This window comes from Roseomonas sp. GC11 (assembly GCF_024437745.1).
Taxonomy (GTDB): domain Bacteria; phylum Pseudomonadota; class Alphaproteobacteria; order Acetobacterales; family Acetobacteraceae; genus Pseudoroseomonas.
Genome location: NZ_JANFNY010000071.1, coordinates 15,439 through 27,684, shown reverse-complemented (window position 1 = coordinate 27,684; position 12,246 = coordinate 15,439). Strand labels below are relative to the sequence as shown.

General features: G+C 71.1%; 11 protein-coding genes. 7 read left to right on the top strand and 4 right to left on the bottom strand.

The genetic code is table 11. The annotated features are described in order from the left end of the window. Positions 1-174 precede the first annotated feature (174 nt). Positions 175-948 (top strand): FadR/GntR family transcriptional regulator, encoded by a 774-nt coding sequence (locus NON00_RS19060; protein WP_256024287.1) that lies wholly within the window; start codon positions 175-177, stop codon positions 946-948. A 70-nt stretch (positions 949-1,018) separates the two neighbouring features. On the opposite strand, the gene NON00_RS19055 is transcribed toward NON00_RS19060, so the two are convergent. Then, positions 1,019-2,254 carry a hypothetical protein gene (locus NON00_RS19055; protein ID WP_256024286.1) on the bottom strand — a complete coding sequence of 412 codons (1,236 nt, stop codon included), beginning with the start codon at positions 2,252-2,254 and terminating at the stop codon, positions 1,019-1,021. A 327-nt stretch (positions 2,255-2,581) separates the two neighbouring features. Next, complete coding sequence (locus tag NON00_RS19050; RefSeq protein WP_256024285.1) at positions 2,582-4,255, bottom strand: DEAD/DEAH box helicase; 1,674 nt, start codon at positions 4,253-4,255, stop codon at positions 2,582-2,584. A 523-nt stretch (positions 4,256-4,778) separates the two neighbouring features. On the opposite strand from NON00_RS19050, the gene NON00_RS19045 reads away from it, so the two are divergent. From NON00_RS19045 to NON00_RS19030, 4 genes are read left to right on the top strand one after another with little or no spacing between them, the layout of a single operon-like run. Further along, a complete protein-coding gene (locus tag NON00_RS19045; protein WP_256024284.1) occupies positions 4,779-5,891 on the top strand; it encodes a methionine ABC transporter ATP-binding protein in 1,113 nt (370 codons plus the stop codon). 2 nt (positions 5,892-5,893) lie between these two features. After that, positions 5,894-6,559 (top strand): methionine ABC transporter permease, encoded by a 666-nt coding sequence (locus tag NON00_RS19040; RefSeq protein WP_256024283.1) that lies wholly within the window; start codon positions 5,894-5,896, stop codon positions 6,557-6,559. Positions 6,560-6,597: 38 nt separating this feature from the next. Continuing rightward, positions 6,598-7,413: a MetQ/NlpA family ABC transporter substrate-binding protein gene (locus tag NON00_RS19035; RefSeq protein WP_256024282.1), complete on the top strand. Its 816-nt coding sequence runs from the start codon at positions 6,598-6,600 to the stop codon at positions 7,411-7,413. Positions 7,414-7,460: 47 nt separating this feature from the next. After that, positions 7,461-8,285 (top strand): MetQ/NlpA family ABC transporter substrate-binding protein, encoded by an 825-nt coding sequence (locus NON00_RS19030; RefSeq protein WP_256024281.1) that lies wholly within the window; start codon positions 7,461-7,463, stop codon positions 8,283-8,285. Between the two features lie 145 nt (positions 8,286-8,430). Here NON00_RS19030 and NON00_RS19025 read toward each other — a convergent pair whose 3' ends face one another. Next, positions 8,431-9,687: a D-amino acid dehydrogenase gene (locus tag NON00_RS19025; protein ID WP_256024280.1), complete on the bottom strand. Its 1,257-nt coding sequence runs from the start codon at positions 9,685-9,687 to the stop codon at positions 8,431-8,433. A 149-nt stretch (positions 9,688-9,836) separates the two neighbouring features. Here NON00_RS19025 and NON00_RS19020 point away from each other — a divergent pair, with 149 nt between their 5' ends. Next, entirely contained in the window at positions 9,837-10,316 is a 480-nt protein-coding gene (locus tag NON00_RS19020; protein WP_256024279.1) for an Lrp/AsnC family transcriptional regulator, read from the top strand. 141 nt (positions 10,317-10,457) lie between these two features. On the opposite strand, the gene NON00_RS19015 is transcribed toward NON00_RS19020, so the two are convergent. Next, a complete protein-coding gene (locus tag NON00_RS19015; RefSeq protein WP_256024278.1) occupies positions 10,458-11,300 on the bottom strand; it encodes a squalene/phytoene synthase family protein in 843 nt (280 codons plus the stop codon). 160 nt (positions 11,301-11,460) lie between these two features. Here NON00_RS19015 and NON00_RS19010 point away from each other — a divergent pair, with 160 nt between their 5' ends. Next, entirely contained in the window at positions 11,461-12,099 is a 639-nt protein-coding gene (locus tag NON00_RS19010) for a superoxide dismutase (RefSeq protein ID WP_256024277.1), read from the top strand. Positions 12,100-12,246 lie beyond the last annotated feature (147 nt).

Genomic DNA, 12,246 nt, shown 5'->3' with positions numbered 1-12,246 from the left:
CCCCGCCCCCCCGTGAAGGGGGGGACCCCCTGGGAAATTGGGGCGGCCCCTCCCCCCCGGGGGGGGGGGGGGGGGGGGGCGCCCCCCCCCCCCCCGTCATGCTCGCCCTTCGCCCCCTCATATGATAATCTGACGAAGCGGGCAGCTCCCGCCCGGCAGGAGAGACAAAAGCCCATGGACGGACGCAGCGAGTCAGGCCCCGCGCCCGGGATCGAGCTTGCGCCGCTCGCCCCGCCCGCCAATCTGACGGCGGAGCTGGTGCGCCGCCTGGCGGCCGAGATCCGCGCCGGCCGGCTGCGCCCCGGCGACCGCCTGCCCACCGAGCAGGCGCTGATGCGCCAGGCCGGCGTCTCCCGCACCGTGGTGCGTGAGGCCGTGGCGGCGCTGCGGGCGGAAGGGCTGGTCATCACCCGCCAGGGCGTCGGCGCCTTCGTGGCCGACCCCACGGCGCGCGGGCAGATCCGCATCGACCCGGCGGAGATGCGATCGCTGCAGGATGTGCTGCAGGTGATCGAGCTGCGCATCGCCATCGAGACGGAGGCCGCCGGCCTCGCCGCCGAGCGGCGGGACGAGGCGGCGCTGGAGCGCATCCACGCCGCCGCCGCCGCCTTCGAGAAGGCGGTCCAGGCCGGCGACAGCGCGGTGCAGCAGGATCTCGAATTCCACCGCGCCATCTTCGCCGCCACGGGCAATGGCTTCTTCCCGCGCTTCCTGGAATTCCTCGGGCCGATGCTGATCCCGCGCCAGACGATCCGCCCCTATCTGGAGGAGGTGGAGGACCGCACCGGCTATCTGGAGCGGGTGCAGGAGGAGCATGCGCGGATCGCCGCCGCCATCGCCAGCGGCCATGCCACCAATGCCCGCGCCGCCATGCGCCGCCACCTGACGGCCAGCCGGGACCGCTATGCGCGCCTCGCCGGGCGGCTCGCCGTGGGGCAGCCGGGCTAGGCGGCTTTCCCCGCCCGCCGGCTTCTTCCCCCCGGCTCTTCCCCCCGGCTCTCCCCTCGGGCGGCCCTCCTCAGACGGGCAGGCCCGGCCCCTCGGCCATATGGGCCAGCAGGCTGCGCGCCAGGGCCTCCACCGCCTCGATCTCGATCCAGGGGCGCGCCTCCTCCCCGCCCGGCTGGCACAGCCCGGCCTGGAGGATTTCCTGCACCCCGGCCTGCTGGGCAAAGCCCAGGGCCGAAGCCTGCGCGCTGGCATAGCAGCGGAACGGCTCCGCCCCGAAGCCGAAGCCCCAGCGCAGCGCATCCTCCCAGCGGCGGGCCTGCGGCCCCTCCGCCTCCGGCACCACCGGCGGCAGCAGCGGCCCCCGGCTGAGGCTGATGGCACAGCCACGCGGCGCCGCGGCCCCGGCGGCCAGCACCACCGCGCGCAATTCCTGCTCCACCGCCACCTCGCCCTCCTGCGGGCCGAAACGGCGCAGCACGCGCAGCAGGCAGGCCGCCTCCCCGGCGGCATCCTGCACGGCGCGCACCGACAGCACGGACAGGCGCGGCCGCACCGCCGCGCCGCTGGCGCCGGGCAGCGCGGCGGGGCGCAGGGCAATCTCGCCGCGCAGCGTCATCAGCGCGTCCAGCACCGGCAGGGCGGCGGCAGCGGGGCTGAGGCCCGGCGGCGCCACGATGCGGATCTCCATTTCCATCTCGCCCAGGCTGCCGGCCCAGCGGCGCGGGCCGGCCACCCCGCCGAAGCTGATCAGGTGCCCCGCCAGTTCTCCCTGGAGGGCGGCGCGGCGCAGCCCGGCGGCATCGGCGGTGAACAGCAGGACAGGCGCATAGCGCAGCGGCAGCCCCACCGCATCGGCCACGCGCAGCGCCGCCCAGGCGGCGGCGATGGCCCCCTTCACCGCCAGCAGCCCCGGGCCGGACAGGCGGTGGCCCTGGCGCGTCAGGCGCTGGGGCGTGGTGGGGGGCGGAGACTCAGGCTCGGCCTGCGGCGGCGGGTCGAGCGGGAAATGCAGGATGCAGGTGGGCCGCCCGCCCTCCCGCGTGCCCAGCAGGGCGGGCGAGACGCCATCCTCCCAGGGCTGCGGCGCCAGGCGGCGCAGGCCGAAGCCCAGCGGCGCGAAAAGGTCCCGCAGCGTGTCCTGGAGCGCCGCACCGGCCTCCTGGCCCGGCGGCGGTGGATTCACCAGCCGGCCCAGCCCGTCCATCCAACCCGTCGCCCCCAGCAGGGGCATGGCGAGGGACAACCGGTCCAGGCCGATATCATCCTCCACCAGTATAGAGGCGGGGTGTGCCTCCCACGGCATCCAAATGCTCCCGGCGCCGGCAAGACAGCGGCACCCAACCCGAAATGGCCCAACCCGAAACAGCCCGGCGCCCTCTCGGGGCCACCTCGGGCACAAGCCTTACCAGCAGGGGCGACAGGATGCAGGGCCATGAGACACGCCGCACGGCATGTTGAAGGGCGTCAGCGGTGTGTCAGCGGGGAGGAGAAAAAGAATGGGAATAGTCTCGATGAATGAGACGATCCATCACGGGAAGGAGAGTGTTCTTTTTTGAAAAAAAAGAACCAAAAAACTTTTCTTCGCCGCGTCCCGCCCGGAAACCCCGGCGGGACGCGGCAGGCACGCGAATCAGCGGCGGGACTCGGCGCGGCGCGGGCGGTCGCCATAGTAAGGGCGCGGCGGGCGCGGAGCGGGGGCCACACCACCCGCCAGCGGCTCCAGGCGGATATGCGGCTCCTCCGCATCCGGGCGGCGGATGGCACTGGCAAAATGATTCGCCACGGCCGGCGACACCTCGAACTGCGTCTCACGGCCCAGGATGCGGATGCGGCCGATCTCGCTGCGCTGCACATCGCCACGGCGGCACAGGAAGGGCAGCACCCAGCGCGGATCCGCCCGGCCATCGCGGCCAACATTCATGCGGAACCAGATGCCCTCCGCCCCCGGGGCCCGCGGCTCGCGCGGCGGGCGGCGGGCGGCATCCTCGGCCGGGGTCAGTTCCTCCGGCGCCGGCAGGGGCGCGCGCAGCACCTTCACCAGCGCGGCGGCCAGCGCCTTGGGGTCCGCCCCCGCCGCCAGCAGCGCCTCGGCCACGGACAGATCCTCCGCCGCCGGCTCATCGGCCAGCAGGGCCAGGGCCTGGGTGGAGAGCCGCTCCGCATCCTTCTCGCGGATCGCCTCGGCGGCCGGGGCCGGGCCCCATTCGGCCTGCACCCGCGCGGCCATCAGCAGCCGCTCGGCGGTGCGGCGGCGGTTGGGCGGCACGATCAGCACGGAAATGCCCTTGCGCCCCGCCCGGCCGGTGCGGCCGGAGCGGTGCAGCATCGTCTCCGGCTCCTTCGGCAGCTCGGCATGGATGACGAGGCCGAGATCCGGCAGGTCGATGCCGCGCGCCGCCACGTCGGTGGCGACGCAGACCTGCGCCCGGCCATCGCGCAGCGCCTGCAGCGCGCGGGACCGCTCGGCCTGCGACAGCTCGCCTGACAGCGCCACGGCGGAGAAGCCGCGCTCGGCCAAGTTGGATTGCAGCCGCGTCACCGAGGCGCGGGTGGAGCAGAAGACGATGGCGCGCGGGCTGTCCGAGAGGCGCAGCAGGTTGACCACCGCGCGCTCCGCATCCTGCGGCGCCACCAGCACGGCCTTGTAGGCGATGTCCCGGTGCTGCCCGCCCTCGGCCTTCACCGAGAGGCGCAGCGCATCCGTCTGGAAGCTGCCGGCCAGCCGCTCGATCTCCGGCGAGACGGTGGCGGAGAAGAGCAGCGTGCGGCGATCCTCCGGCGCGGCGCCGAGGATCATCTCCAGCTCCTCGCGGAAGCCGAGGTCGAGCATCTCGTCCGCCTCGTCCAGCACCACGGTGCGCAGCGCCTCGGGGCGGAGATTGCCACGGTTGAGATGGTCGCAGAGGCGGCCGGGGGTGCCCACGACGATATGCGCGCCCTGCGCCAGGGCGCGGCGCTCCGCCATCGGGTCCATGCCGCCGACGCAGCTGACCACCCGCCCGCCGGCGGAGGCATAGAGCCAGGAGAGTTCGGCGCGCACCTGGAGCGCCAGCTCGCGCGTCGGCGCCACCACCAGGGCGAGCGGCGCGCCGGGGGCAGGCAGGCGCTCGGTCTCGCCCATCAGGCCGGGCGCCAGGGCGAGGCCGAAGGCCACCGTCTTGCCGGAGCCTGTCTGCGCGGAGACCAGGAGGTCCCGCCCTTCCGTCTCGGCTTCCAGCACCGCCGCCTGGACGGCGGTGGGCTCGGCATAGCCGCGCTCGGTCAGGGCGCGCAGCAGCGCTTCGGGCATCGCGGGGAAAGGCATGTGTCTGAAAAATCCGCCACTATCAGGTGGAGCGCGCCCCCCGCGCACAAGGGATGTGCAAAGGGGGAGGGCCTGGGAGAAGGCCTGGCGCATCCCATCACACGCCGGCCCGCAAGCGGGGGGCTTCTACCGGGTTTCGGGACCGATTGCACGCGAGCCGTGTCGCTGGGGAAGAGCCATGCGTATATCGCATGGAAAAATTCTCATGCTTCGCGCTTGCGTCTCCAGCGTGGTTTCCCCATTCTCCGCCACGGAAGGGGACTATACCTTCCCGCGGGGATTTGACGGATGCAGCTTGCGCCGCGACACCAAGTGCTAAAGCGCCAGGAAGCCGGGCTGCGGCGCGGGAAGGACCCCTCCCCCGCCGCCGGTCGCTTCGTGGACCATCCGACCGTTGTTGGAGAGCCCCCGAGGTGCCCATGACCTGTCGCATGCCCCGCCGCTAAACTCCCCCCCCCGCCGTCTGTTCCGCCACATCACCAGGGCGGGGGCGCGTCCGCTTCCTGATTCTGTTGGAATTGCCATGCCTGTTGCCGATGCCGCGCCGGGAGCCCCCCCCGCGCCGAATGATGCCGCCATCCGGCTGTATGACCTCAAGCGCCATTTCGCCGGCGCCGGCGGCGCCCTGGTGCGGGCGCTGGACGGCGTGTCGCTGGAGGTGGCGGAGGGCGAGATCTTCGGCATCGTCGGCCGCTCGGGCGCCGGGAAATCCACGCTCATCCGCTGCGTGAACCTGCTGGAGCGCCCGGATTCCGGCGCCGTCCGCATCCTGGGCGAGGACCTGCTGGGGCTGGACGACGCCGCGCTGCGCGAGCGGCGCCGGCGCATCGGCATGGTGTTCCAGCATTTCAACCTGCTCACTTCCCGCACCGTGGCGGAGAATGTGGCCTTCCCGCTGGAAATCGCCGGGGTGCCGCGGGCCGAGCGCGCCGCGCGCGTGGCTGAGGCCCTGGCCCTGGTCGGGCTGGCGGAGAAGGCCGGGGCCTACCCGGCCCAGCTCTCGGGCGGGCAGAAGCAGCGCGTGGGCATCGCCCGCGCCCTCGCCCCGCGCCCGCGCATCCTGCTCTGCGACGAGGCCACCAGCGCCCTCGACCCCGAGACGACGCAGGAAATCCTCGCCCTGGTGAAGCGGCTGCGCGACCAGCTCGACCTCACCGTGCTGCTCATCACCCATGAGATGGCAGTGGTGAAGGAAATCTGCGACCGCGTGGCGGTGATGGAGCGCGGCCAGGTGATCGAGACGGGCCGCGTCTTCGACGTCTTCACCCGCCCGGCGCATGCGACGACGCGGCGCTTCATCGCTGACACCATCGGCCACTCCATCCCCCCCGGCACGGTGGCGCGCCTGCCGGCGCCGCGCGCGGGGGAGGAGCGGCGGCTGCTCCAGGTGCTCTTCGCCGGGCCGGCCAGCACGCGCTCCGTCATCTCCGAGGCGTCGCGGCGCTTCGGCATCGACCTCAACATCATCTCCGGCCGCATCGACGAAATCGCCGGCGAGCCCTTCGGCCTGATGGCGCTCGCCGCCTATGGCGCGCCGGAGGCCGTGGCGGCGGCGCTCGCCTGGTTCACGGAACTCGGCCTCGGCGTCACGCCGGTGGACGAGGCGGAGATCACCCACCGGGCAGAGGCGGCCTGACCATGATCCCCTGGCTTTCCCCGATGCTGGAACAGCTTTTCATCGAGGCCGGCATCGAGACGCTGCTGATGGTGGGCGCCGCCGCCGCCATCGCCGTGGTCTTCGGCCTGCCGCTGGCGCTGCTGCTCTACGCCACCGGGCCGGGCGGGCTGGCGCCCAATGGCTGGGTCAACCGCCCCATCGGCCTGCTGATCAACGCCGTGCGCTCGACGCCCTTCATCATCCTGATGGTGGCGATCGTGCCCTTCACCCGCCTCGTCGCCGGCACCTCCATCGGCACGGGGGCGGCCATCGTGCCGCTGGCCCTGGCCGCCACCGCCTTCATCGCCCGCCTCTTCGAGACCGCCTTCCGCGAGGTGGACCGCGGCGTGGTCGAGGCCGCCCGCGCCATGGGCGCCACCCGGCTGCAGATCCTGGGCAAGGTGCTGGTGCCGGAGGCCATGCCCGGCCTCGTCGCCGCCATCACCGTCACCCTCGTCAGCCTCGTCGGCTATTCGGCCATGGCGGGGGCGGTGGGCGGCGGCGGCCTCGGCGATCTCGGCATCCGCTTCGGCTACCAGCGCTTCATGCCGGAGGTGATGGCCAGCGTCGTCGCCGTGCTGATCCTCTTCGTGCAGGGGCTGCAGTCGCTGGGGGACTGGCTGGTCCGCCGCGCCCGCCGCCGCTGACTTTTTCAGTGCGACACAACAACGAAGGAAAACGCCCCATGAGCATCACCCGCCGCGCCGTGCTGGGCAGCGCGCTCGCCCTGCCCGCCCTCGCCAGCCTGCCCGCCCGGGCGCAGGACGCGATTGGCAGCGCCGCCCGCCCGCTGAAGATCGGCGCCACCGCCGGCCCGCATTCCCAGGTGCTGGAGAAGGTGCAGGAGATCGCGGCGCGCGACGGCCTCGTGCTGCGCATCGTCCCCTTCACCGACTACATCACGCCCAACGCGGCGCTGGCGGCGAAGGACCTGGATGCCAACTGCTACCAGCACCAGCCCTTCCTCGACCAGGCGGTGAAGGACCGCAACCTGCCGCTGGTCGCCGTCGGCAAGACGCTGGTCTTCCCGATGGGCGTCTATTCGCGCAAGGTGAAGTCCCTCGGCGAGCTGGCCAATGGCGCGCGCGTCGCCATCCCGAACGACCCGACCAATGGCGGCCGCGCCCTGGCCCTGCTCGCCGCCCATGGCGCCTTCAAACTGACGCCGGGCGCGGATTTCCGCGCCACCGTGGCCGATGTGCTGGAGAACCCGAAGCGCCTGCGCATCATCGAGCTGGAGGCGGCGCAGATCCCGCGCGCGCTGGACGAGGTGGACGCCGCCGCCATCAACACCAACTACGCCATCCCGGCGGGGCTGAACCCGGTGCGCGATTCCATCGCCATCGAGAGCGCCGACAGCCCCTATGCCAACCTCATCGCCGTCCACCGCGACAACCGGGACGCGCCCTGGGTGAAGCGCCTCGTCACCGCCTACCAGAATGACGAGGTGAAGAAGTTCGTCGCCGAGACCTTCCAGGGCTCGGTCGTCCCCGCTTTCTGACCGCCCCCTTTCCGCCCCCCCGCTTCCTGACCGGAGAACCCCGAGAGATGCTGAACCGACGCTCCCTGATCCTGGCCGGTGGCGCGCTGCTGCTGCCGGCTGTCCTGCGCACCCCCGCCCTGGCCCAGGGCGCGGCGGAGATCGGCACGGCGGCGCGCCCGCTGCGCGTCGGCGTCACCGCCGGCGTGCACGGGCAGGTGCTGGAAGTCGTGCGCGACATCCTGGCGCGCGAGAATTTCGCCGTGAAGATCACGGAATTCTCCGACTTCATCCAGCCCAACGCGGCGCTGGCGGCGGGCGAGATCGACGTCAACACCTACCAGCACCTGCCCTTCCTGGAGGCGCAGAAGCAGCAGCGCGGCTATGACTTCGTGCCCGTCGGCAAGACGGTGCTGACGGTGATGGGCGTGTTCAGCAAGAAGGTCACGAAGCTGGCCGACCTGCCGGGCGGCGCGCGCGTCGCCATCCCGAACGACCCGACCAATGGCGGCCGCGCGCTGCTGCTGCTGGCCAAGGGCGGGGTGATCGGGCTGAAGCCGGGCGCCGATTACCGCGCCACGGTGGCCGACATCACCGAGAACCCGAAGCGCATCCGCATCGTCGAGCTGGAGGCCGCCTCCATCGCCCGCAGCCTGGCGGATGTGGATGCCGCCGCCATCACCGGCAACTACGCCGTGCCGGCGGGGCTGAACCCGCTGAAGGAAGGCCTGGCCGTCGAGGGGGCGGACAGCGTCTATACCTGCCTCGTGGTCACCCGCCGCGGCGATGAGGCGCGCCCATGGGCGCAGAAGCTGGCCCGCGCCTATGCCGAGCCGGCGGTGAAGGACTTCGTGGAGAAGACCTTCGGCGGCGCGGTGATCGTCGGCGCCTGAGCGGGGCCCCCGCCATCAGGCGGCACTCACCGATGGGTTTCCAAAGGCCTCAGGCCTTTGGTGGGGAGAGTATGAGAGGGGCAAAGCCCCTCTCATCAACAGGCGCAGAGCTTTCTGGCGCAGAGCTTTCTGGCGCCGAGCTTTCTCAGGCCGCGTAGCGCGCCATCGCCAGATCGGCATATTCGATATTCGGCCGGTTCCCGGCGACGAGATCCGCCGCCAGCCGCCCGCTGCCGCAGGACATGGTCCAGCCCAGCGTCCCATGCCCGGTGTTGAGGAACAGGCTGGGATATTTCGTGCCGCCGATGATGGGCGTGCCATCCGGCGTCATCGGCCGCAGGCCGCACCAGAACAGCGCCTTCTCCGCATCGCCGCCCTGCGGATAGAGATCGAGCACCGAATGCAGCAGGGTGCGGCGGCGTTCCTCGTGCAGCGTCAGGTCATAGCCGGCGATTTCCGCCGTGCCGCCAACGCGGATGCGGTCCCCGAGGCGGGTGATGGCGATCTTGTAGGTCTCGTCCATCACGGTGGAGGCCGGGGCGGCGGCGTCATCCAGCACCGGCATGGTCAGCGAATAGCCCTTCACGGGATAGACCGGGATGGACAGGCCGAGCGGCGCCAGCAGTTGCGGCGAATAGCTGCCGAGGGCGAGCAGGTAGCGATCCGCCTTCAGCAGCCCGGCGCCGGTCTGCACCCCGCTGATGTCGCCACCCTCGACCAGGATGCGGTCGATGCTGGTGCCGTAGCGGAAGGTGACGCCCAGCCCCTCGCAGATCTTCGCCAGGCGCTGGGTGAAGAGATGGGCATCCCCCGTCTCGTCCTGCGGCAGATAGAGGCCGCCCACGAATTTCTGCTGCACGCGCGCCAGGGCGGGCTCCCGCGCCACGCAGCCGGCGGCGTCCAGCACCTCGAAGGGCACGCCGTATTGCTTCAGCACGCGCAGGTCATCGCCCACATGGTCAAGCTGCTGCTGCGTGCGGAAGATCTGGAGCGTGCCGCGCTCGCGCTGGTCATATGCGATGCCGGTTTCCGCGCGCAGATCGGCCAGCGCCATGCGGCTGTAGTCGGAGACGCGCACCATGCGCGACTTGTTGGTCTGGTAGGCGGCCTCGGTGCAGTTCTTCAGCATCTTCAGCAGCCAGGACCATTGCGCCGGGTCCAGCCGCGGGCGGATGACCAGCGGGCTGTGCTGCTGGAACATCCACTTGATGGCCTTCAGCGGCACGCCCGGCCCGGCCCAGGGTGAGGAATAACCGAAGGAGACCTGCCCGGCATTGGCGAAGCTGGTTTCCAGACCGGCGCCGTTCTGGCGGTCCACCACCACGACCTCATGCCCCGCGCGCGCCAGGTAATAGGCCGAGGTGACGCCGACCACGCCGGCACCGAGAATCAGGACCTTCATCGCATTTTCGCTCCGCCGCGCCCCGCCCGCCAGGGCCGGTGACAAAGGGGAATGCTAAGCTTCTTTCGGCGGCAGGTGCTTGCGATCACGGCAAGAACATGCGATTCCGAAGGCCATCTTTCGAATTTTCTGCGAATTGATCGAAGATCGTGCAAGCGCCTGCCCTCGACGCCCTGGACCGCAAGCTGCTGCGCCTGCTGCGCGCCGACGGGCGGATGAGCAACGCCGCCCTGGCCGCCGCCATCGGCCTTTCCCCCTCCGCCTGCCTGCGCCGGCTGCGGCTGCTGGAAGCCGGCGGCATCATCCGCGGCTATACCGCCATCATCGAGGATACGGCGCCGCAGGCGCGCACCGTCGTCATCGTGCAGATCACGCTGGAGAAGCAGACGGAGGACGCCCTCAGCCGATTCGAGGCCGCCGTCCGCCAATGCCCGGAAGTCTGCGAATGCTACCTGATGACCGGCGTGGCCGATTATCAGCTGCGCGTCGAGGCGCGCGACCCGGCGGATTATGAGCGCATCCACAAGGAACAGCTCTCCCGCATGCCGGGCGTGGCCCGCATCCAGTCCGCCTTCGCCATCCGCACCGTGGTGCGGAGTGGCGATTCCTGGGGGCGGGAAGAGGTTTAAAAAAGAGCAGTGTTCTTTTTTGAAAAAAAGAACCAAAAAACTTTTTCAGTGCAGCGTCCCGCCATGCCGGGAGACGGCGGCAGCCTGAAAGAAAGTCTTTTTGTTTCTTTTTCTTCAGAAAAAGAAAATTCTAAAATTAACTTAAATACTTCCCAGAAATCCCCCCCAGGCCACCGCGAGCCTGTCCCCCAGCCCGCGCGGCGGCGCCGGCTGGGAGGGGTCATTCGCCGCCCCGGCCAGCCGCCGCAGATCCCGCGCGGCGAGGCGCGCCGGCAGCGCCGCCGCCACCGCCGCGCGCGGCAGGCGGCCGAGGCGGGCGCGGCCTTCCTCCAGCAGGGCCAGACCCTGCCCGGCCAGGGCACGCACCGCCTCGGCCGTGCCCTTCTGGCGCGGGTCATGCGCGACATCGGCCGGGGCGAGGCCATGCGGCGCCAGCGCCTCGGCCGGCAGCAGGGAACGGCCCTGCATCGCCTGTTGCGGAATGCTGCGCAGCACCCCGGCCAGGCCATAGGCGGCGCCCAGCGCCTGGAGCCCCGGCAGGCTGGCCGCCGGCGCCCCCAGCACCCGCCCCGCCGCCACGGCGAGGCCGCCGGCCGTGCCACGCAGATAGGCCAGGAAGGCCGCGCCGGTGGGGATTTCCTCCTCCATCTCGGCCTCGCGCGCGTCGATCATGGCCAGCAGTTCGGCGCCATCGAGCGGCCCGGCGCGCAGGGCCTCGGCCAGGGGGCCGGCCACCTCGTGCCGGCGCGGCGCGGCGCCGGAGAGGGCGCCCTCCACCGTCTCCCGCCACCATTGCAGGCGGATCAGCGCCGCCATCGGGTTGCTCGCGGCTTCCCGCGCGCGCGCCAGTTCATGGTTGAAGGCGATGAGGAGGAACAGCGTCTCCCGCCGCTCCGCGGGGGCGAAGAGGCTGCACAGGAAACGGTCGGGGTCGTGCCGCCGGGCAAGGGCGGCGAGCGGGGAGAGCGCGGCAGGGTCGGCCATGGCAGCGTTATGAACACAGTTCCGTGGCGGGCAAGGACTTTCACCCTTGCTTGACGCTTCAGGGGGGCACGCCTAGCTCTTGCCGGGCGTCGCGCCCCCGGGCGCGCTGCTTCCCTTGCTTGCCCCGTCCGATTCGGACCTCATCGGGAGAACAGCCATCATGGCCTTCAGCCTTCCGCCGCTGCCTTACGACGTTTCCGCCCTGGCCGCCTCCGGCATGTGCCAGGAGACGCTGGAGCTGCACCACGGCAAGCACCACAATGCCTATGTCACCGCGCTGAACGGCCTGATCGAGAGCAAGGGCCTGGCCGGCAAGACGCTGGAAGAGATCGTGGCCGAGGCCGGCAAGGCGGGCGCCGACGGCCTGCCCGTGCTGAACCAGGCCGGCCAGCACTGGAACCACATCCTGTTCTGGCAGGTGATGGCCCCGAATGGCGGCGGCGACAGCCTGCCGGCCAAGATCGGCGCCAAGATCACCGAGGATTTCGGTGGCCTCGCCCAGTTCAAGGAGGCCTTCAAGCAGGCCGGCGTGACGCAGTTCGGCTCTGGCTGGGCGTGGCTGATCGTCGATGCCTCGGGCAAGCTGAAGGTCACCAAGACCGCGAACGGCGCCAACCCGCTCTCCACCGGCGAGGGCACGCCGATCCTCGGCGCCGACGTGTGGGAGCACGCCTACTACCTCGACTTCCGCAATGTGCGCCCGAACTACCTCGACAACTTTCTGAACAAGCTGGTCAACTGGGAAGTGGTCGAGAGCCTGCTGCTCTCCGGCGGCCTGAAGTCCGGCCAGAGCGCCTGAGCAAAAAGCTTTTTGCTCTTGAGAGGGGCTTCGCCCCTCTCAAACTCTCCCCACCAAAGGCCTGAGGCCTTTGGAAACCCATCCGTTGGTTCCCAACTGATGGCGGGTGCAGGGGACCCTGTCCCATGCTGGGGGAGTTTGAGGGGG